This is a genomic window from Rathayibacter sp. VKM Ac-2760, from assembly GCF_009834185.1.
In the GTDB taxonomy this organism is placed as follows: Bacteria; Actinomycetota; Actinomycetes; order Actinomycetales; family Microbacteriaceae; genus Rathayibacter.
Map to the genome: position 1 here is coordinate 1,416,902 of NZ_CP047173.1, position 20,943 is coordinate 1,437,844.

Here is a 20,943-nt window from a genome sequence, read left to right on the forward strand (position 1 = left end):
TCCCGCGTCTGAGGATCCCGCGTCTGAGCCGCTCGGAGCGGGGTACGGGACCTCCGACAGGAAGGAGGCGCCGTGCGCGCTCTCACCGCCCCCGACGGCACCCCGGAGATCCTCGCCCTGCGAGCCCTCAAGCTCGGCGACCTCCTCGTGGCCGTCCCCGCGCTCAAGGCCCTGCGCCGCGGGTTCCCCGAGCACCGGCTGATCCTCGCGACCACGCCCTGGCTCGAGCCGATCGTCGACCTCGTCGACGGCCTCGACGCGCTCGTCCCGACCCTCCGCGGTCTCGACGACCCGCTGCCGGTCGATCCGGGCCGGATCGAGCTGGCCGTCAACCTGCACGGCAACGGCCCGGAGTCGCGCGACGCCCTGATCGCGCTGGAGCCGCAGCGCCGGCTCGATTTCCGCGTCCCCGCCCTCGACCCGGATGCGAGCCACGACGACCCGCGCCCGCTCTGGATCGACGGGGAGCTCGAGCGCGCCCGCTGGGCCCGCCTGGTCAACTCCATCGGCCTCGACGCCGACCCGGAGGACGTGGCCATCGCCGTCCCGGACGCGCCGGCTCCGGTCGCCGGCGCCGCGATCGTGCACATCGGCGCCTTCTACGGCTCGCGCGAGTGGCCGGAGGAGCGCTTCGCCGCCGTCGCCCGCTCGCTCGCCGCCGAGGGCCACCGCGTCGTCTACACCGGGGGTGCGAACGAGGCCGACCGCGCCCGCCGCGTCGCCGAGCTGGCCGGCACCGGCGAGGTGCTCGCCGGCACGATCGACCTGACCGGGTTCGCGGCGGTCGTCGCAGCCTCCGAGGTCCTCGTCACCGTCGACACCGGAGCCGCGCACCTCGCCTCGGCCTACGGCATCCCGTCGGTGGTGATCTTCGGACCGGCGCCGCCCGAGGCCTGGGGCCCGCCGGTGAGCGGACCGCACGTCGTGCTGACCGACGCGTCGCTCCGCCGCGGCGACGTCTTCTCCTCCGAGCCGGACCCCGCGCTGCTCGCGGTGCAGACCGAGCACGTGCTCGACGCGCTCGCCGCTCTGCCCTCGCGCGCCGAGGCGCACCTCAGGCGGTCCGCAGCCGCGCTGCCGGGCGGACGGGCGTGACGGTCGCGACCCGCGCGCGGGCCGCCCTGGGCTGATGGCTGCGCGAGGGGGCGCCGAGGCGGTCGGCGAGCTGCGCGAGGATCCGGCGCTGCAGCCGCGAGACCTGCATCTGCGTGGTCCCGAGCGCGTCGGCGATCTGCTGCTGCGTCATCTCCTCGACGAAGCGCATCCGGAGCAGCTCGCGCTGGCCGGCCTCCAGCTCCGCGAGCGCCTCGGCCAGACCGTGCCGGCGGTCGATCGCGGCGAGGTCCGCGTCGTCTCCGCCGAGCGTCTCGCCCAGGCGGACGCCGGTCTCGCCGACCGACTCGTCGAGCGAGAGCGGGTGCCCCGCCGAGCGCGCGTCCGCGACCTCGGCCGGGTCGACGCCGAGCCGCCGCGCGATCTCGCGATCGGACGGATGACGGCCGAGCTCCTGCGCCAGCTCGTCGGCGACGACCGCCGAGCGCCGGTGCAGCTCCTGCACCCCGCGGGGCGGCCGGATCATCCAGCCCAGATCGCGGAGATGGCGCTTCAGCTCACCCGTGATCGTGGGCACCGCGAACGCGGCGAAGCTGTCGCCGCGCTCCGGGCTGAACCGCCGGGCCGCCTTCACGAGACCGACGTAGGCGACCTGCCGGAGATCCGCGCGATCGCCGCCGCCGCGGGAGACCCGGTTCGCCATCGCCTCGGCCAGGCCGAGGTGGTCGAGCACGATGCGCTCGCGGATCCGCGCGCCCTCGGCGTCGTCGGCGCCGGCCGCCGCCTGGAACAGCGAGAGCGTGCGCGCGTCCTTCTCCTCGCGCGGCGATCCGGCCGCCGGGGGGAGCGCGGGCGGCACGGAGGCGGGCGGCACAGGGGCGGGCGGCACGGGGGCGGGGAGTGCAGTGGCGGTGGCGAGAACGACCGTGCTCATCGGTACCCCTTCCGGGCATGCTGGCGCCCAGGTCCGGAGCGGCGGGTTGCGACGCGCTCGTCGTCGAGCGGCCCCGGGAGAAGCGGTGCCCACAGGCCACCACTGCTCCTCTCGTTCTAGAAGTCCGTTGACTCGGAGCACTGCTTCGCGCTAGGCACCCCGAGCGCACCCGCCTCCGGCACGTCGAACCACCTCCGGCTCGCAGATCCGCGTCCGGCTCGCTGAATCTCCCGTTTCCCGCGAGCCGAGCCTGTTTCCGCGAGCCGAGCCTCGACCCGTGGCACCTCCGGCTCGCAGAATGACGTCCGGCTCGCCGAATCGCCTGATTCCCGCGAGCCGAACCGGTTTCCGCGAGCCGAACCTCGGCCCGCGTCACCTCCGGCTCGCAGATTCGCGTCCGGCTCGCTGAATCGTCTGAATCCGGCGAGCCGAACGGGTTTCCGCGAGCCGAACCTCGGTCCTCGTCACCTCCGGCTCGCAGATTCGCGTCCGGCTCGCTGAATCGCCCGTTTCCCGCGAGCCGAACGGATTTCCGCGAGCCGAGCCTCGACCCGTGGCACCTCCGGCTCGCAGAATGACGTCCGGCTCGCCGAATCGCCCGATTCCCGCGAGCCGGACCGGTTTCCGCGAGCCGAATCTCGGTCCGAGTCACCTCCGGCTCGCAGATTCGCGTCCGGCTCGCTGAATCGCCCATTTCCCGCGAGCCGGACCGGTTTCCGCGAGCCGAACCGCGACCCGCGTCACCTCGGGCTCGCAGAATGACGTCCGGCTCGCTGAATCACCTGATTCCCGCGAGCCGAACGGGTTTCCGCGAGCCGAACCTCGGTCCGCGTCACCTCCGGCTCGCAGATTGACGTCCGGCTCGCCGAATCGCCTGATTCCCGCGAGCCGGACCGGTTTCCACGAGCCGAGCCTCGGCCCGCGTCACCTCCGGCTCGCAGATTGACGTCCGGCTCGCCGAATCGCCCGTTTCCCGCGAGCCGAACCGGTTTCCGCGAGCCCGACCTCGGCCCGCGCCACCTCCGCCCCGCAGACCCCCCCCGCCCCGCCCACCACTCCGACCCCGCCCCATCCCCCTCCCGCCCCCTCGCTGTCCAGTCCGCCCCCGATCCCCGCCCCGCCGCTAGAATCGCCGCGTATGTCTGAGCTCACCCCGCCCTCCGATCGCGCCCACGACGCGCACCCGTTCACCACCGCGACCGGGAGCGACGTCCGCGTCCGCTTCTGCCCGTCCCCGACCGGGACGCCGCACGTCGGCCTCATCCGCACCGCCCTGTTCAACTGGGCCTACGCGCGGCACACCGGAGGCACCTTCGTCTTCCGGATCGAGGACACCGACGCGGCCCGCGACAGCGAGGAGAGCTACGAGCAGCTCATCGACGCGCTGCAGTGGCTGAAGCTCGACTGGGACGAGGGCGTCGGAGTCGGCGGCCCGCACGGCCCGTACCGCCAGTCCGAGCGCAGCGACGTCTACACCGACGTCATCCAGCGCCTGCTCGCCTCCGGCCACCTCTACGAGAGCTACTCGAACGCGGAGGAGATCGACGCCCGCAACGAGGCGGCCGGCCGCGCCAAGCAGCACGGCTACGACAACCACGACCGCGACCTCACCGAGGAGCAGCGCGCCGCCTTCCGCGCCGAGGGCCGCAGCCCCGCGCTGCGCCTGCGCGTCCCGGACGCCGACCTCTCCTTCGACGACCTCGTCCGCGGCGAGATCACCTTCCCGGCCGGCTCGTTCAGCGACTTCGTCGTCGTCCGCCCCAACGGCCAGCCGCTCTACACGCTGGTGAACCCGGTCGACGACGCGCTCATGCAGATCACCCACGTCCTCCGCGGCGAGGACATCCTGCCCTCCACCGCGCGCCAGATCGCGCTGTACCACGCGCTGATCGACATCGGAGTGACGACGTTCGTCCCGCGCTTCGGTCACCTCCCCTACGTGATGGGGGAGGGCAACAAGAAGCTCTCCAAGCGCGACCCCTCGGCCAACCTCTTCCACCACCGCGACCGCGGCTTCATCCCCGAGGGCCTGGTCAACTACCTCGCCCTGCTCGGCTGGTCGCTCACCCACGACCGCGACGTCTTCTCGATCGACGAGATGATCGCCGCCTTCGACGTCGCCGACGTGAACCCCAACCCGGCCCGCTTCGACCTCAAGAAGGCCGAGTCGATCAACGGCGACCACATCCGCCTGCTCGCGGTCGACGACTTCACCGAGCGCACCATCCCCTACCTGATCGCCGCCGGCGTTCTCGAGGGCCGGCCGACCGCCGACCAGCGCGCCGTCCTCGACGCCGCCGCCCCGCTCGTCCAGGAGCGGATCGGCCTGCTCGGCGAGGCGCCCGGCATGCTCGGCTTCCTCTTCACCACCGCCGACGCCCTCTCCTACGACGAGGACGCGCTGAAGGGCCTGCCCGCGAACGCCGGCGAGGTCCTCGCCGCATCGATCGGCGCCCTCGAGCTCGTGCCCGAGGGGGAGTGGCTGACCGCTTCGATCCAGGAGGCGCTCGCCGGCGCCCTGATCGAGGGCCTGGGCCTCAAGCCCCGCATCGCCTACGGGCCGTTGCGCACCGCGATCTCGGGCCGCCGCGTCTCGCCGCCGCTGTTCGAGTCGATGGAGATCCTCGGCAAGTCCGAGTCGATCGCCCGCCTCGCCCGCCTCGCCGACACCCGGAGCTGATCGTGGCGGAGGTGCAGGGCGGCCACTACGACGTCGTCATCATCGGAGCCGGTCCCGCGGGCCTGTCCGCCGGGCTGAATCTCGTTCGTGCGCGCCGCAGCGTGCTGCTGCTCGACAGCAACCGGCCGCGCAACGCGGCGACCCTGCACTCGCACGGCTTCCTCACCCGCGACGGCGTCTCGCCGCTCGAGCTGCGCCGCCTCGGCCGCGCCGAGCTGGAGCAGTACGACGAGGCCGAGGTGCACAACGCGATGGTCACCTCCGTCGAGCGCTCCGGCGGCGAGTTCGTCGTCACCGCGAAGGGCGTCCGCGGCTCGGCCGACCGCTCGGTGCTCGCGACCGCCGTCGTCGTCGCCGGCGGCCTCTCCGAGCGCCTGCCGACGCTGCCGAGCCTCCGCGCCTACTACGGCACCGCCGTGCACAGCTGCATGGAGTGCGACGGCTACGAGAAGGCCGGCGAGCCGCTCGCGCTGATCGGCGAGACCGCCGACCTCGCCGAGCGCGCCATGCTGCTCTCGCAGTGGTCGACCGACCTCATCGTCTTCACCAACGGCGTCGGAGTCGTCAGCGACGCCGACGAGTCGCTGCTCGGCTCGATCGGCATCCGCGTCGAGCGCCGCCCCGTCGCCGACCTCGCGGGGGAGCGCGCCGTGATGACCGGAGTCGCCCTCGCCGACGGCGACGTCATCCCGCGCACCGGCGCCTTCGTCCGCCCGGTCTGGGTGCCCGTCCTCGACTACCTCGACCCGGCCGGCCCCGACGTGGACGCCGACGGCTTCCTCCGCGTCGACGCGGGCGGCCGCACCTCCGTCCCCGGCCTCTACGGCGCCGGCGAGGTCACCGCCCCCGGACCGCAGCAGCTGATCGTCGCCGCCGGCTCCGGCGCGCAGGTCGCCTCGGCGATCAACCGCGACCTCGTCCGCGCCCGCCTCGGCGAGGCCGCGCCCGAGTCGGAGGCCCCCGCCATCGACACCCGGGCCGCCGATCTGAGCGACGTCCGTCCGTAGCCCGGGCCGGTCGATTTGAGCGACGTCCGTCCGTAGGGTACTGTCGTCTCTCGGCGCCGGGTTCACCCCCGATCGCCATCTGGTCCCGGCCTCACCGCCGGATGACCATTGGGGTATGGTGTAATTGGCAACACGACTGATTCTGGTTCAGTTGTTCTTGGTTCGAGTCCAGGTACCCCAGCACTTCTCCTCCTCGCCCTGAGGATCCTCGCCCGGCTGTCGCCCGCCGCTGTTCCGGCTGTGTCGTTCCGGCAGCGCCGCGCGTCTCGCGCAGGGCCGCTGCATCCCCCGCCCGGCCGACGCCCGACTCCTCCCGGCATGCCACGATGAACCTGTACATCGCTCAGAAACCCGCCTCCCGCGGGTTCCGAGAAGGGGGTCTCTCGTCCATGAATTCTGATCTGCTCTGGGTCGTCGGCGCCGGCATCGTCGTCGGCGTCGTGCTGCTGCTCGCCATCATCGGCTTCTTCATCTTCCGGGCCTGGTACCAGGTCCCGCAGGCCGACGAGGCCATCGTGATCGTCGGAAAGAAGCAGAAGGGCGACGACGGCCTGACCTCGAACATGACCGTCATCACCGGCGGCGGCGCCTTCGTCAACAAGCTGACCCAGCGCTCCGACCGCATCTCGCTGCGGTCGCGGCAGATCAAGATGGAGCCGGTCGCGCAGACCAAGAACGGCGTCACGATCCACCTCGCGGGCGTCGCCCTCGTCAAGATCGGCTCCACGCCCGACCAGGTGCGCGCCGCCGCCGAGCGGTTCGCCTCTCAGGACCAGTCGATCGACGTCTTCACGACCGAGCAGCTCGAGGGCGCGCTGCGCGGCGTCGTCGCGAAGCTCAGCGTCGAGGAGGTCATGCAGGACCGCCAGAAGCTCGGTGACGAGATCGCCGAGGGCATCAAGGGCGACCTGCTCGCCCAGGGGCTCGTCCTCGACTCCTTCGCCATCCAGGGCGTCACCGACCGCAACGGCTACATCGAGGCGCTCGGCGCGCAGGAGATCGAGCGCGTCCGCCGCGAGGCCGACGTCGCCCGGATCAACGCGGCCCGCGAGGTCAAGGCCCGTCAGCTCGCCACCGACGAGGCGAACCTGATCGAGCAGACCGCCTTCGACAAGAACACCGCCGCCTCGAAGTCCGAGGTCGGCCGCGCCAACGCCGAGGCCGAGCAGGCCGAGAACCTCGCCCGCGCCGAGCGCGAGCAGGCCGTCCTCGTCCAGCGCGCCGAGAACCGGCAGGCCGAGCTCGACGCCGACGTCAAGCGCGTCGCCGACGCCGAGAAGTACCGCCGCCAGACCGAGGCCGACGCCGACGCCTACGGGCGCGAGAAGAAGGCCTCGACGGATCGCCAGGTCGCGCAGCAGGTGTCCGACGCCGAGGCCTACGCCGTCCAGCGCCAGGCCGAGGCCCGTCAGGCGTCCGCCGCGGCCGAGGCGGCGGCTCTGAGCGCCCGCGCCGAGGCGGAGGCCCACGCCCTGCGGGCCAAGGCCGGCGCCGAGGCCGAGGCCCTGCGCGCGAACGCCGCGGCCGAGGCGGAGGCCATCCGCGCTAAGGGTGAGGCGAGCGCGGCCGCGATCCAGGCCGAGGCGGAGGCCCTCCGCGAGAACCAGGAGGCGATCCTGGGCCGCGAGCTCATCGGACAGCTCCCCTCCCTCATGGCGGAGTTCGCGAAGGGCTACCAGAACGTCGGCACCGTCACCCTGATCGGCGGCGACACCGCCGGCACCCACATCGCCCGGGAGCAGGCGGCGAGCCTCGCGGCCACCTTCGACAGCGTGAAGTCCGCGACCGGCGTCGACCTCGGCGCGATCCTGCAGGGCCAGGCGTTCGGCCGGGGAGTGGCGTCGGCCGCCGAGCCCGCCGCTCCCACCGGCCTCACCGGCGATCCCACCGCCGTCCCCTCGACGAGCTGACCGCCGATCCGTCGCGGACGGCCGCCTCGACGGCCGGCGGACGACCGTTCGCGACGGATCGAGCACGCCTCAGGCTTGTCGAGCACGGGAAGGGCGATCCGTCCACTCCCCGCGGGCCCCGCGGTCCGGACGTACGCTGACCGGATGAGGCAGGGTCGGACGCGCGCGCTCGGCGGCGCCGCGCTGGCGCTGACCGCGGTGCTCCTGCTGGCCGGCTGCAGCGGCGACTCCTTCCGCGCGGACTTCGCGCGGACCTTCGGCAGCGACGAGTCGGTCGCCGATGTGGAGCTCGCGAGCGTCGACGACAGGCCGTTCAGCGGCGGAGTGAGCGCCGAGGTCGTGGCCCGCGAGGACCTGTCCGATGCCGACCTGACGTCCCTCGCCGCCCGGTTGGCCACCTTCGCCGCGAAGCGTCCGACGGGCGACGTGCGGATCCTCCTCGACGCCGAGGACCTCACCCTGCCCGTCTCCGGCGACGACGCCCTTACGTCCGGCCGGATCGCGGCCGCGCTCGCGCTCCGGGACGACTCGCGGGTCTCGTCCCTCGCCCTCGCCGCCGACGACAGCGAGGACCGCGTCAGCGGACTGAGCCTCTTCCTGGCGGAGGGGACGTCCGCCGCGGACGCCTTCGCACTCGCCCGCGACGCGCCCGCGCTGCTCCCCGACGCCCCACCCCTGCACATCAGCGTCCAGAGCGCCGACCGCGCGCAGCTCGTCACCGGCTCCCCGGGCCCGTGGCTCGACGACGCGGAGCGCCTCTGGACCGCGATCTCGGCCGCCGTCCCCGCCGCGGGCTTCCGCGCCGACTCCGACCACCTCGACGTGACCCTGACGAGCGACGCCGACCGCGCCGCGGCGACGCTCGCCGCCGACACTGTCCCCAGCGACGGCATCTCCGTCACGTTCTCCGCCCCCTGACCGCCGAGGACGCACCCCGTTCGCTGCCCATCGCACAGCGAGGTGCAGGTCGTCACGGTCGGAGGGCGACCGATCAGCCGGAGGAGGCTCCATGAAGCGCAAAGACGTGACCGCCGAGGCTCTCCGCCGTGCCGCAGAGCGATCGACGCGTGCCTCGGCCGCCTTGGAGAACCGCTCGGTGCCGACCGATACCGTCCGCTCCGACAGGGTGGCTCGATTCCTCGCTGCCCGGGGGTCCCGCGCCTGACCGGCGTCGGTCCCGCGTGCACGGGTGATGCTCTGCACGCTGATCGTGTGGCAGATGCTTCCCGACGCGGTCGCGGTGAAGGGCGGCATAGGTGTGAAGCTCCGTCTCGGTGAGCCAGGCGACAAGTCCGCGGACGGGAAGGGCGCGAGCGACGCGGTCACGCCGCCCGCTCGCACAGCCCGCCGCGCAACATCAGCCCGGAGCCGACCTCAGCCACGATGGCGGACGGCGACCGCTCTCAGCCGACGTTCTGCGCGGCCCGCGCGCGCCGTCGGTCTCGTCCAACACTCCGATCGCTCGGAATCGAGTTCCGTATTACGATAATCGTCATGAGCGACGGGGAGACGATCGACGGCCGGCCGGTGACGGAGGAGCAGATCGCAGAGTGGGCGGCGGAGGCGGAGCGCGGCTACGACATCGATGCCCTCAAGGCGAGAGGCCGAGGACGCCCCGGTAGAGGCGCTCTCCCCTCGCAGGTCGTCGCCGTTCGGCTCACCCTGGACGAGCTCGCCGCACTCGACGAGCGCGCCGCCCGGGAGCACAAGACGCGCTCCGAGGTCGTCCGCGAGGCGCTCGCCGCGTCGGCGGCGTGAAGGTCCACCCTTCGGCGCTCAAGCACGGGATCTCGGCGGACGACGCCGTCCACGCCGCAGACCTGGCGCTCTGGGTCGAGGAACTCGACGACGACTCTCCGGCGCGTCAGCTCCGCCTGGGCTTCGATACCCGCGGTCGGCTCCTCGAGACGGTCGTCCTGATCTTCGACAGCGGCCACGAACTCGTCATTCACGCGATGAAGGCCCGCCCGGGCATGATCGAGCTCCTGCCCTGACGGGCCGCTGACGGGTCGTTCAGGCCGACGCGCGCGTCGGTGCCGGTCAGGGGCGATACGTCTGTGCGGCTCCCCGCTGCGTCCTCCCTCTTCCGAACGTCGGCGACTTCTCGCGCCCCCTCAGAAGTAGCGCGCCAGGTGCTCGCGGAGCGCCTCGTCGCAGACGTGCACGTACGTCCCCCTGATGCCGCGCGTGAGCAGCACCGTGTAGATGTTGCGGACGTACGCGAGCAGGTCCTCGTCGCTGTAGGTGATGCCGAGCTTCGGGTTGTTCTCGCGCCCCTTCTTGTCGAAGTAGTGCGAGCGGTCGAAGACGACGCGTCCCGAGGCGGTGTCGAAGCGCAGATCGCGGCCGATGATGACGCCCGCGTAGTTGAGGTCGTAGCCCTGCACCGTGTGGATCGAGCCGACCTCGTCGATCGCGCCGGGGGAGTTGATCCAGTCGCGCTGCGTCTGATTCCAGCGGAGCGACTCGTCGCCGATCACGATGTCGAAGGCGCTCCTGTCCGTCTTCGTGACCCACTTCCACGCGTAGCCCGCGACCAGTCGTGAGAGGCCGTGCTCCCGGTCGCGCTCGACGATCGAGCGGCGCAGCTCGCCCGGATCGTCGAAGAAGCGCAGGTCGTACTCGCCGAAGTCCTCGCGCGCCGACGGCGGATCATCGGACAGCGCGGCGCGGACGTAGCCGACGTAGTCCTTCTCCGCGGCGATGCGCATCTGCGAGCGGAGCGGGTAGACCCGGCCCTCGGCCGACGCCTCCGCGAGGACGGCGCGGGTGACCGTCGCGGGCAGGTCCGCTGGGCGGACGGTCTGCGCGGTGTCCAGCATCAGGATCGTGTGCCTGCTCCGCGCGCGGATCCAGTCCAGCTGCGTGTACTCGAGCGAGTCCTCGCCGAACAGCCGCTCGTTGATGTCGATGAACTTGCGGTTGAGCGGCCCCGAGGGCTGGTTCGCCCGCTGGCTGAGCCGGTGCGCTTCGTCGACGAGGAGCAGATCGAACGGCTCGTCGCTCTCGCCGACCTGGAAGGGCGTCAGCACCAGGTCCTTCGACAGTCCCGGGGTGAGGCTGAAGACCCGGGAGATCGACCCGCGCAGCGACTGCTGCGGCACGACGAGGCCGACCCGCAGCGTCGACAGCAGCTCCGCGTGGCCCGGGGTGAAGAACTCGCTGAAGATCGAGTCGCCGTCCAGCGGCTCCTCCGGGTCGTGCTCGCGGATGTCCTGCAGCAGCTTCAGCAGGTAGATGGCGACGACGGTCTTCCCGGTCCCCGGATCGCCCTGCACGACGACGGTGCTGGGACCGCCGGACTCGAGGTCGGTGAACAGCCCTTCGAGGATGTCCTCGACCGCGATCGCCTGATCGTGGTTCAGCGCCTTGAACGGAGACAGCTTGAAGAGATCGCTGTTGACGATCTCGGGGAGCGTCCGCTGGAAGAGCTTCTCCTCGGTGCGGAGGACCTCGAACACCTCGTCGAACGTCCGGCGGTAGGACGCGCGGTCGAAGTAGTCGGCGTCGGTGATGCCGGCGTTGTGATTGAGGACAGCCAGGCGGCCCTCCCCCGAGAGCATCCGCAGGAGGAACGATTCGAGGTCGAGGCAGGCCGACTTGTTGAAGGTGTCGTCGAGGACGACCCGCACCCGGTCCAGCCGGCTCTTCTCCGGCGAGTCGAGGTGCTGGCGCAGTCGCCCCTCGGCGTTCAGCGACTCGCCGACGTAGACCTCCGAGGCGCTGTCGAGCACGTAGACGACGGGCCAGTTCCGGTGCCGCGGGTCGGCGGCGCCCCACACGCGCACCCGATCGGAGTCGAACGGGAGTCGCTCGACGCTAAAGCCGGTCATGCCTGGTGCTTCTCCCGCGAGCCTTCTCCACCGGGTACTTGGCCCTGGTCCTCTCGAGCTTCGCGAGGACGATCTCGCCCGCGTCCACCCCGAGTCGGTCGGCGAGCAGGAGAGAGTAGGTCAGCACGTCCGCGAGCTCGTCGACGGCCGAGGGGAGGTCGCCCTCGCCCCACTGGAAGCACTCGAGCAGCTCGCCCGACTCGATGCTGATGCTCTTCGCGAGGTTCTCCGGCGTGTGGAACTGCGCCCAGTCGCGCTCGCGCACGAAGGCGCGGAGGGCGTCGAGGACCTCGTCATCGGGCATGGCTGCCAACCTACAGCGGCGGTGCGGCGGTCACCCTGCCCCCGCTCGCTTCGACGCCCGAGATCCGCCGAGCGTGCGATCGCGGCGAGGCCCCCCCTTCGCGTCCACTGCCTCGCCACCCGCCACCGACCGGACCCGAGCGGGGCTTCGCCGCGCCGCCAGGCCCTGTCACATGTCCGGCCGGCCGAGTTCCTTCCGCAACTGCAGAGCCGTCGGCTCGTAGCCGAGCGACTCGTACAGCCCGCGGGCCGCGGTGTTGAAGCCGAAGACGTTCAGCGCGAGCGCCCGGTAGCCGCGCGAGCGGGCGTGCTCCTCCGCCAGCAGCATCGCCGCGCGGCCGAACCCGCGGCCCCGCTCGGCCGGGTCGACCTCGACGTCCCAGACGTAGGCGACGCCCTCGAGGTCCTGCGGGTGCGGGCCGACCCAGAGCACCCCGACCGGGCGTCCGTCGTCGAGGATCCGCAGCAGGTCGTGGCCCGGCGCGAGGTCGCCGCCCGGGAAGAGCCGCTCGTCGTTCGCGTCCGCGTTCCGCACCGCGGCGGCCTCGTCGTCGCCCGCTCGGATCCGATCAGCGACGTACGTCCTGCGTTGGACGGACCTCCACGCCGTCAGTTCGTCGGGTGGGAGCGGCGCGAGGGAGACGGACATGCCCCACGGTCCCACACCGCCGGCACGACGTCAGCTGAGGCACCGGCTCAACGCCGATGGTGGATGACGAGCGGTCTCAGCTGACGTCGTGCGCCGCCGAGGCGCCGGAGTCCGCTCAGGAGCGGTCCGCGTCCGAGCTCTCGGCCGCCGCGGTCTGCTCCGCGTGCTTCTTCTTGCCGAGGCGGGTCGCCAGGAAGAGCAGCGTGCCGACCACGACGTAGCCGGCGGTGCCCAGCCAGACCACGCCGGTCTGCTGGGTCAGCAGCACGGCGCTCGTGATGATCGCCAGCACCGGCACGACGCGCGGCACCGAGAAGTGCGGGTGGTCGACGCGGTCCTTCTTCAGCACCAGCACCGAGACGTTCGCCGAGATGAAGACCAGGAGCAGCAGCAGCACGGTCGTCTCGGCGAGGGTTCCGACGTCGCCGACCAGGCTCAGCGCGGCGGTCGCGCCGCCGACCACGACGATCGACACCCACGGCGTGCGGCGGTTCGGCAGCACCCGGCCGAATGCGCTCGGCATCAGCCCCGACTTCGCCAGCCCGAAGCCGACCCGGCTCGCCATCACCATGAACAGCAGCGCGCCGTTCGCGATCGCGATCAGCGCGATCAGGCCGAACAGCCACGGCGGCACCGCCACTCCGCTCGCCGCGACCACGTCGAGCAGCGGGCCCGTCGACTCCGCGAGCTCCTCGTTCGGCAGCACGATCACCGCGCCGAGGGCGATCAGCAGGTAGACGACGGCGGCGGTGATCAGTGCGCCGAAGAGCGCCCGCGGGTAGACCTTCGACGGGTTCCGCACCTCCTCCGCCATGTTGGCCGCCGCCTCGAAGCCGAGGAAGGAGAAGAAGGCGACGATGGACGCGGCGAACGCGCCCTGCAGCGGAGCGACGTCGGGCGCGAACTCGAAGATCCGGCCCGGGTCGCCGTTGCCGCCACCGAAGAAGATCGCTGCGCAGACGATCACGATCACCAGTCCGCTCACCTCGATCACCGACGCGACCAGGTTCGCGGTGAGCGACTCCTTCACTCCGCGCAGGTTGATCAGCGTGAGGACCGCGATGAAGACGACGGCCGTCGGTGCGGCCGGCACGTCGAGCAGCGCGCCGAGGTAGTCGCCGGCGAAGGCGTTGGCGAGCGAGGCCGCGGTCGTGATCCCGGACGCCATCATCAGGAAGCCGACGAGGAACGACAGGTACGGCTTGCCGAACGCCCGGTCGGCGTAGCGGGCGGCGCCGCCGGCGTGCGGGTACTTGGTGATCAGCTCGGCGTAGGTGCCGGCCGTCAGCAGGGCGATGACGAGCGCGATGAGCAGCGGCAGCCAGATCACGCCGCCGACGTCGGTGGCCATCGTCCCGACCAGCGTGTAGATGCCGGCGCCAAGCGTGTCGCCGACGATGAAGGCGAAGAGGAGCGGGCCGGTGATGACCTTCTTCAGCGATCCTCCGCCCTTCGCGGGGGCGGCGGACTCGGCGTTCGTGGTGTCGGTCATCCGGCGATTCCAACGAGAACCGGCCCGGGGCGCAACCCCCGCCGCGAGATCGCTTCGGAATTTCTCACGATCGAAACACGCGAGGCGAGCGGCCGGGCCCAGGGCCGGGCGGAGGAGGCGGAGCGCCACCGACCCGCCCGTCCGCCCCGCCCCCGCCCCGGTGCGCCACCATGGGCGCACGCCCCGCGACGGATCGAGGACCCCGTGCACGACATCACCCCGCGCCCCGGCCTGCCCGAGCGCCTCGCGCGGCTGATCCGCCTGCGCACGGTGTCCGCCGAACTCGAGACCGTCGACGAGCCGCTCGCGCTGCTGCGCGAGCTCTACCCGCTGACGCACGAGCGCCTCGAGCTCGAGCGCATCACCGACCGCGGACTCCTCTACCGCTGGCCGGGCCGCGACTCCGGGGCGGATCCGCTGGTCCTGATGGCGCACCTCGACGTGGTGCCGGTCGAGGACCCCGCCGCCTGGACGCACCCGCCGTTCGGCGGCGAGATCGTCGGCGGCGCGGTCTGGGGCCGCGGCGCGCTCGACGACAAGGGACCGCTCGTCGTCGTGCTCGAGGCCGTGGAGAACCTGCTGGCCGCCGGCGTCGTCCCCGCCCGCGACGTCCTGCTCGCCTTCGGCGGCGACGAGGAGGTGCGCGGATCCGCAGCGTGCGCCGTCGCCGCCACCCTGCGCGAGCGCGGGGTCGTGCCGTGGCTGGTGCTCGACGAGGGCAGCGCCGTCGTCGAGGCGCCGCTGCCCGGCGTCGTCGGCCCGGTCGCGATGATCGGCGTCGGCGAGAAGGGCCTGCTCACGCTGCGCCTGACCGCGCGCTCGGCCGGCGGCCACGCCTCCGCTCCGCCGCGCCTCACCGCCGTCGGCCGCCTGGCGCGCGGTCACCCGGCTCACCCCGTCGACCTTCCCCGCCTGGGTCCCGAGGCGCTCGCCCGCGCGCTGACGCTCCTCGCCGAGCGCGCGCCCGGGCGTCGCGGCACTCTCTACCGGCTGCTCGGGTCGCGCCCGCAGGTCGCCGCGCCCCTGCTCGCCGCGCTCGGCGGCGAGACCGCCGCGCTGGTGCGCACCACGATCGCCCCGACGATGCTGCGCGCCGGCACCGCCGACAACGTGCTCGCGGCGGAGGCGTCGGTCGTGCTGAACCTGCGCCTCGCGCCCGGCGAGACGGTGTCGAGCGCCACCGAGCGCGTCCGCCGCCGCGTCCGCGACCGCGAGCTGACCGTCGAGGTCGTCGCGGGGGAGGACCCGTCGCCGCAGTCGCCGAGCGACGGCGCTCCGTTCGCCGCCGTGCGGGCGGCGCTCGCCGTGTCGCACCCGGACGCCGCGGTCGTGCCCTACGTGATCAACGCGGCCACCGACTCCCGGCACCTGCACCGCTTCGCGCCCGCCGTCTACCGCTTCGCGCCGCTGCTGATGTCGAAGGAGCAGCGCGCCGGCATCCACGGGGTCGACGAGCGCGTCGACGTCGCGGCGCTCGAGCGCGGCGAGGTCTTCCACCGCGCCCTGATCACGGGGCTCGGAGCCTGACCCGCCGAAGGCCCCGCAGGCGCCGGGTGTAGGTTCGTCCGTCGTGGAGACGGTGCCGATGCAGACCCAGGATCGCGTGCGGACCCAGGACGGCCCGCACGTCCGGGACCGCGTGCTCGCCGACCTGCGCGCGCTGCTCGGCGACCGCGTGCTCACCGACCACGACGTCCTCGAGGCGTACCGCCACGACGACGCCGAGTGGGCGCCCTCCGGGCTGCCGCTCGCGGTCGTCGTCGCCGAGAGCGCGGAGGACGTGGCGCACGCCGTCCGCGTCGCCGCCCGCGAGGGCCTCAGCGTCGTCCCGCGCGGTGCCGGCACCGGCCTGTCCGGCGGCGCCAACGCCCTCACCGGCTGCCTCGTCGTCTCGCTCGAGCGGATGACCGCCGTCCTCGAGATCGACGCCGACGAGCGCTTCGTCGTCGCCCAGCCCGGCGTGATCAACGACGCACTGCGGGCGGCCGTCGCCGAGGTCGGGCTCTGGTACCCGCCGGACCCGGCCAGCTCCGCCATCTCGACGATCGGCGGCAACGCCGCGACCAACGCCGGCGGCATCTGCTGCGTCAAGTACGGCGTCACCCGCGATTACGTGCTCGGGATGAAGGTCGTCCTCGCCGACGGCTCGCTGGTGAACCTCGGCCGCCGCACCGCGAAGGGCGTCGTCGGCTACGACCTCACCGGCCTGATGGTCGGCTCCGAGGGCACCCTCGGCATCATCGTCGAGCTCACCCTCCGCCTGCTCCCGCTCGCCGGCCGCGAGCAGCGCGCCGTCGTCGGCTCCTTCGCCTCGCTCGAGGCCGCCGGAGTCGCGGTCGCCGCGATCTCGGCCGCCGGCATCATCCCGTCCGCGCTCGAGATCATCGACAGCACCTGCCTGCGCGCCGTCGACGACTGGCAGCACCTCGGCCTGCCGCACGGCGTCGACACGCTGCTGCTGGCGAAGGTCGACGAGCCGGGCGAGGCGGGCCGCGCCGCCGCGGACCGTGTCGAGGCGCTGATGGCCGGCGCCCGCGCCCTCTCCGTCGAGCAGGCCACCGACCAGGACGAGGTCGACCGGCTCTTCCTCGCCCGCCGCCTCGCCTACCCGGCGCTCGAGCGCCTCGGCCCGGTGCTGACCGAGGACGTCTGCGTGCCGCGCGGCGCGGTCCCAGAGATGCTCGCCCGCATCCGCTCCGCCGCAGAGGACCACGACGTGGTGATCGCGACCATCGCGCACGCCGGCGACGGCAACCTGCACCCGTTGATCATCGCGCCCGAGGGCGACGACGCCGCGAAGGACCGCGCGAAGAGCGCCTTCGACCGCATCGTCGCCGACTGCCTGGCGCTCGGCGGCACCGTCACCGGCGAGCACGGCGTGGGCCTGCTCAAGCTGCCTGGCGCGGCCGACGAGCTCGGGCCGCGCGTGCTCGCAATGCACCGCTCGATCAAGGACGCGCTCGACCCGCTCGGCGTGCTCAACCCGGGCAAGGCGTTCCCTGGCTGACGCGCCGCCCGCCTCAGCGCGCCAGGAACTCCAGCAGGGCCTCGGTGAACACCTTCGGCTGCTCGATGTTCGCCGCGTGCCCGTCCTTCTCGATCACGAGCGAGTCGCCGTGCGGAGCGAGTGCTGCCGCCGCCGCCGCGTGCTCGGCCGGCCAGAACTCGCTCTCGCGCCCGGCGACGAAGAGCACCGGCACGCCCGTCCGCGCGATCACCGGCCGCCAGTCCGCCGCCGCGTGGTCGTTCAGGAGCCGCCGCTCGGTCTCGGTCAGCTCGCGCCGCTCGCCACCGCCGAGCGCCTTCAGCAGCCGAGCGATGCGCACCGGCCCCTTCGACGCGACGCTCCACCGGCCCGGATCGGGGATCGTCGTCGCGAAGAGGGTGTCGCGATTCGCCTCGGTGTAGTCGTAGAAGCCGTAGGGCCAGTCCTCGCCGTTCAGCATCCGCGGCGTCTGGTCGACGATCACGATGCGCTCGACCCGGCTCGCCGCCTCCACGCCCGCCCCCGCGAGGAACGCCCAGATCGAGTTGCCGCCCATCGAGCCGCCGACCAGCGCGGCACCGCGCAGATCCAGGTGCTCGAGCAGCTGCGCGAGATCCGCCCCGTGCCGCAGCATCGTCGCGCCGGCCTCCGTCCGCTCGGACAGCCCGTGCCCGCGCCGGTCGAACGAGACCACCCGGTAGCCCGCCTCGGCGAGCGGCCCCTGCTGCGGCTTCCAGCTCGTCGCCGGCGCCTTGAACCCCGCGATCAGCACCACCGGGCGCCCCGCGGGGTCGCCCTGCTCGGTCCAGCTCAGCCGGACCCCGTCGTCCGTGGTGAAGTCCGGCATCGTCGCCCCTCGTCGCAGTCGTCGCGGTCGGCTCCGGCCGCTCCCCGCCACGCTAGTGCGACGGGAGGCGCGAGTCGCTGCAGAGGAGGGGGCTGTGGCGATCAGGCTTCCTCGAGCACGCTCCGCACCGCGTCGTTGGCCTCGCGCCACTCGTCCGGGTCGGCCTCCTCCCAGAGCTCCGTGAGCTCGCTCCCGGGCGAGTCGGAGGCGGCCAGCGCGGCGAGGGCGAGCGCCACGAGCTCGTCGTCGGGTCGCCCGGCCCGCTGCACGAAGTGCGCGATCGTGTCGGCGTGCGGACCGCCCTCGCGGCCGAGCCCGCGCGCGACCACCTCGGCGGCCGCGATCGCGCAGGTCGCCGCATCGGCGTCCACCCCTCTCGGCGCGACGGCGGTCTCCAGCGCCTCGCGGACGTACTGCCAGTCGCCGGCCTCGTCGAGCTCGTAGACCCAGTCGCTCGCCGTGTCGTTGCCGAACGGCTCTCCACTCCATGCACCCATGGCCCGACGCTACGCCGACCCGCGCGCGGCCGCACCGCCGATGCACCGATCGATCCGTCGGAGAAGCACGTGCCGGAGCACGCGGGAGATCCGTCCGTGACGGATCGATCCGAGCGGAGGAGCGCCTCAGGCCAAGCGCTCGCTGAGTGCGACGATGACGCCCTCCGGTCCGCGGACGTACGCCATGCGCCAGGCCCCCTCGTACTCGTCGACACCGCCGACCAGTCCGTACCCGTCGGCCGCGAGCCGCTCGAGGACGGCGGCGAGGTCGTCGACGACGAAGGCGAGGCTCCGAAGCCCCGGCTCGTCCGCATCGACGGGGGCGGGGACGGGCCGCGGCGCCGGCCGGACGAACCGTGAGAGCTCGACGGCGGTCCCGCCGCCGGGCGGACGCAGCATCACGATGTCGGTGCGGGCGTCCTGCATGCCGACCACCGTGTCGAGGAACTCGCCCTCCACGGGCGCCCGTCCCTCGAGCACGAGACCCAGCCCGACGAAGAACGCGGTCGCCGCCTCGAGGTCGTGGACCGTCACTCCGATGTGGTCGAACCCGGTGATCCCGGCCATGCGCGTCTCCTCGTGTCGGCCCCAGTCAGGCAGGACCGCGCTGCCGCGTCAAGGCGCACTCCCACCCCGTCTCCGCGGGGTGCAGCCGCCCGGCCGGGCCGGCCGAGCCGCTCCGTCGAGCCGCTCCGCCGAGTTCCTGCACCGTTCACCCACGGGAGCCCGCCGTGCGTACCGCGGCGCGCGAGCACTGGGTAGGCTGTACTGCTTCGTCGTGAGTGGAGCGGTCGCGGAGGAACGATGGGCAAGAAGCGCAATCAGGGACGATCCGGAGGCGGGCGCTCCGGCGGATCGGGCGGTCAGGGCGGCGGCCGCACGGCCGAGACCGCGCTGATGGTGCGGTTCCGCAGCTGGTACCGCTCCCACCTGGCCGACGTCGCCGTGATGCACGAGCACCTCGACGTCGACGAGGCCGTCGAGGTCCTCACCGATCTCTTCGCCATGACCCGCGACCTCCGCCCGCGCGGCTCGTTCGCCCAGCCCGACGCAGAGCTGCTCGAGGCCGTCTTCGACCAGATCGAGGCCGACCTCTCCGGTGAGGAGAGCGAGGCCGACCTCGACGACACCCTCTTCACCGTCGCCGAGGTGGTCGAGCACTTCCTCGACTTCCTCACCGACGAGGACCTCTGGACCGGCACCGACGAGGAGCTCGACGAGTGCCAGGCCGTGCTCGACGAGGTCCTCGACCTCGCCGGCTCCTTCGTCGAGGCCGTCCTCGACGACCTGCTCGAGGTCGACGAGGTCCCGGACGCCGAGATGCTCACCGCCGCCCGCGCCACCGCGCTCGTGCACGCCGCCGACGTCGTGGTCGAGCACCTCGCCGCGACCGCCGACGCGACGATCACTGAGCGCGCCGCCCGCGAGATCGTGGTCGAGGCGGGCATCTCCTCCGCCGGCTCGACCCCGAGCGACGACGCCGTCCGCATCCCCGTCTCGGCCTGGTGGGACGCGCTGGTCGCCTCCGACGTGCTCGAGACCGACGGCTCGACCGCGGGCCTCGGCGACGCCGCCCGGCCCTGGCGCAGCTCCGACGCTCGCGAGGCGACGGTCGAGCGCATCGCCTACATCGCCCGCTTCGTCGAGCAGTGGCTCGCCAGCTCGCAGGAGGCGCTCGCCGCCGCCGACACCGAGAACGGCGCCTTCTCGCCGCGCGAGCGCGCGATCACGACGACCGACGCCGTCCTGGTGCGGATGGCCGTCGCCTGCCAGGCGCAGATCCACGAGGGCCTCGTCGTCGGCGAGCTGGTCGACGAGCTCGCCGCCGACCTCGACGTCTCGCTCGAGGAGGCGCTCGACGAGCGCGAGCGGATGGTCGGCTCGGCCGAGCGGATGCTCGACGACGCCGCCGAGCTCGGCCTGCTGCTGCACTCGCCCGAGTTCGGCTACGTGCTGCCCGAGGGCCTGCAGCCCGTCCTCGCCTCGGTGGTCCGAGCGAGCATCGTGCTGCTCGGCGCCCGCGACGCGACCCGCCTCGAGATCCTCGACGAGGCGACGGAGGACACCGACGCCTCCTACGCCCTGCACGTCTCGCTCCTCGGCACCAAGCCGGTCGTCTGGCGCCGGCTCGAGCTGTCCTCGGAGTCGTCGCTGCGCGATCTGCACCTCGCGCTGCAGCTCTCGCTCGGCTGGACCGACGCGCAGCCGCACTACTTCAGCGTCGGCGTGCCCGACGAGGAGCGCGCGCCGATCGGCTCGCCGGCCGATGCCGAGGAGCTCGGCGCCGACCTGGTCGACGAGGGCGGCGTCGCGCTCGCCGAAGTGCTCGAGAGCGTCGACGACGAGCTGTTCTACGTCTACGACCTCGAGGACGAGTGGCGCCACGTCATCCGCCTCGAGTCGGTCTCGCCGCTGCGGGCCGCGCTGCCGCGCTGCACGGGGGCCCGGGGCGCCGCTCCGCTCGACGCCCCCGGTGGTCCGGCCGCGTGGGCCGACACGGTCCGAGCCGCGACCGATCCGGCCTCGGCCGATCACGCGGAGGCGCTGGACGCCCTCGGCCTCGCCGCCGGGGCGACCTTCGACCCGGCGAGCGTCGACGTCGACGGCATCAACCGATCGCTCGGCCTGCTGCGCGCGGCGGTCTGAGCTCGTCGCCGACAGAACATCAGCCGGGAGCGGACCTCCTCCACCATCGTGGACGAGGTCGCTTCTCAGCTGATCTTGTGAAGCCGTCCGCCCCTGCCGGCCGTCC

General features: G+C 73.0%; 18 protein-coding genes and 1 tRNA gene. 11 read left to right on the plus strand and 8 right to left on the minus strand.

Features of this window, described 5'->3' with window-relative positions:
• Nucleotides 1-72: 72 nt before the first annotated feature.
• Entirely contained in the window at nt 73-1,095 is a 1,023-nt protein-coding gene (locus GSU72_RS06315; protein WP_159984275.1) for a glycosyltransferase family 9 protein, read from the plus strand.
• Here GSU72_RS06315 and GSU72_RS06320 read toward each other — a convergent pair.
• Nucleotides 1,055-1,987, minus strand: coding sequence for a sigma-70 family RNA polymerase sigma factor (locus tag GSU72_RS06320; RefSeq protein WP_159984276.1), 933 nt, complete (start codon nt 1,985-1,987; stop codon nt 1,055-1,057). The two genes, GSU72_RS06315 and GSU72_RS06320, sit on opposite strands and share 41 nt — an antisense overlap.
• Before the next feature lie 1,138 nt (nt 1,988-3,125).
• On the opposite strand from GSU72_RS06320, the gene gltX reads away from it, so the two are divergent.
• From gltX to GSU72_RS06355, 7 genes are all read left to right on the plus strand, one after another.
• A complete protein-coding gene (gene gltX, locus GSU72_RS06325; RefSeq protein ID WP_159984277.1) occupies nt 3,126-4,667 on the plus strand; it encodes a glutamate--tRNA ligase in 1,542 nt (513 codons plus the stop codon).
• Nucleotides 4,668-4,669: 2 nt separating this feature from the next.
• Nucleotides 4,670-5,674: an NAD(P)/FAD-dependent oxidoreductase gene (locus GSU72_RS06330; protein ID WP_244256013.1), complete on the plus strand. Its 1,005-nt coding sequence runs from the start codon at nt 4,670-4,672 to the stop codon at nt 5,672-5,674.
• A 109-nt stretch (nt 5,675-5,783) separates the two neighbouring features.
• A tRNA-Gln gene (locus GSU72_RS06335) sits at nt 5,784-5,855 on the plus strand.
• 208 nt (nt 5,856-6,063) lie between these two features.
• Nucleotides 6,064-7,584, plus strand: a complete 1,521-nt coding sequence (locus GSU72_RS06340; protein ID WP_159984278.1) for an SPFH domain-containing protein — start codon at nt 6,064-6,066, stop codon at nt 7,582-7,584.
• Between the two features lie 144 nt (nt 7,585-7,728).
• The gene (locus tag GSU72_RS06345) at nt 7,729-8,502 is read left to right on the plus strand and encodes a hypothetical protein (protein WP_159984279.1); all 774 of its coding nucleotides are present in this window, start codon (nt 7,729-7,731) and stop codon (nt 8,500-8,502) included.
• Between the two features lie 576 nt (nt 8,503-9,078).
• Nucleotides 9,079-9,342 carry a ribbon-helix-helix protein, CopG family gene (locus tag GSU72_RS06350; RefSeq protein ID WP_159984280.1) on the plus strand — a complete coding sequence of 88 codons (264 nt, stop codon included), beginning with the start codon at nt 9,079-9,081 and terminating at the stop codon, nt 9,340-9,342.
• Entirely contained in the window at nt 9,339-9,578 is a 240-nt protein-coding gene (locus tag GSU72_RS06355) for a toxin (RefSeq protein ID WP_159984281.1), read from the plus strand. Before GSU72_RS06350 ends, GSU72_RS06355 begins: the two co-directional genes overlap by 4 nt.
• Nucleotides 9,579-9,698: 120 nt before the next feature.
• On the opposite strand, the gene GSU72_RS06360 is transcribed toward GSU72_RS06355, so the two are convergent.
• From GSU72_RS06360 to GSU72_RS06375, 4 genes are all read right to left on the minus strand, one after another.
• Nucleotides 9,699-11,417 carry a DUF2075 domain-containing protein gene (locus tag GSU72_RS06360; protein ID WP_159984282.1) on the minus strand — a complete coding sequence of 573 codons (1,719 nt, stop codon included), beginning with the start codon at nt 11,415-11,417 and terminating at the stop codon, nt 9,699-9,701.
• On the minus strand, nt 11,404-11,721 hold the full coding sequence (locus GSU72_RS06365) for a nucleotide pyrophosphohydrolase (RefSeq protein ID WP_159984283.1): 318 nt from the start codon (nt 11,719-11,721) through the stop codon (nt 11,404-11,406). Before GSU72_RS06365 ends, GSU72_RS06360 begins: the two co-directional genes overlap by 14 nt.
• A 168-nt stretch (nt 11,722-11,889) precedes the next feature.
• Nucleotides 11,890-12,255, minus strand: coding sequence for a GNAT family N-acetyltransferase (locus GSU72_RS06370; RefSeq protein WP_208545161.1), 366 nt, complete (start codon nt 12,253-12,255; stop codon nt 11,890-11,892).
• Between the two features lie 229 nt (nt 12,256-12,484).
• The gene (locus GSU72_RS06375; RefSeq protein ID WP_159984285.1) at nt 12,485-13,861 is read right to left on the minus strand and encodes an APC family permease; all 1,377 of its coding nucleotides are present in this window, start codon (nt 13,859-13,861) and stop codon (nt 12,485-12,487) included.
• A 204-nt stretch (nt 13,862-14,065) separates the two neighbouring features.
• Here GSU72_RS06375 and GSU72_RS06380 point away from each other — a divergent pair, with 204 nt between their 5' ends.
• The gene (locus GSU72_RS06380; RefSeq protein WP_159984286.1) at nt 14,066-15,388 is read left to right on the plus strand and encodes a M20/M25/M40 family metallo-hydrolase; all 1,323 of its coding nucleotides are present in this window, start codon (nt 14,066-14,068) and stop codon (nt 15,386-15,388) included.
• 58 nt (nt 15,389-15,446) lie between these two features.
• Entirely contained in the window at nt 15,447-16,868 is a 1,422-nt protein-coding gene (locus tag GSU72_RS06385; RefSeq protein WP_159984287.1) for an FAD-linked oxidase C-terminal domain-containing protein, read from the plus strand.
• A 13-nt stretch (nt 16,869-16,881) separates the two neighbouring features.
• On the opposite strand, the gene GSU72_RS06390 is transcribed toward GSU72_RS06385, so the two are convergent.
• The 3 genes from GSU72_RS06390 to GSU72_RS06400 all read right to left on the minus strand — a co-directional run bounded on the left by GSU72_RS06390 (nt 16,882) and on the right by GSU72_RS06400 (nt 18,758).
• A complete protein-coding gene (locus tag GSU72_RS06390; protein WP_159984288.1) occupies nt 16,882-17,694 on the minus strand; it encodes an alpha/beta hydrolase in 813 nt (270 codons plus the stop codon).
• 101 nt (nt 17,695-17,795) lie between these two features.
• On the minus strand, nt 17,796-18,191 hold the full coding sequence (locus GSU72_RS06395) for a DUF4259 domain-containing protein (protein WP_159984289.1): 396 nt from the start codon (nt 18,189-18,191) through the stop codon (nt 17,796-17,798).
• Nucleotides 18,192-18,317: 126 nt separating this feature from the next.
• A complete protein-coding gene (locus GSU72_RS06400; protein ID WP_159984290.1) occupies nt 18,318-18,758 on the minus strand; it encodes a VOC family protein in 441 nt (146 codons plus the stop codon).
• Nucleotides 18,759-18,995: 237 nt separating this feature from the next.
• On the opposite strand from GSU72_RS06400, the gene GSU72_RS06405 reads away from it, so the two are divergent.
• Entirely contained in the window at nt 18,996-20,837 is a 1,842-nt protein-coding gene (locus GSU72_RS06405; protein ID WP_159984291.1) for a plasmid pRiA4b ORF-3 family protein, read from the plus strand.
• The last annotated feature ends 106 nt before the right edge of the window (nt 20,838-20,943 follow it).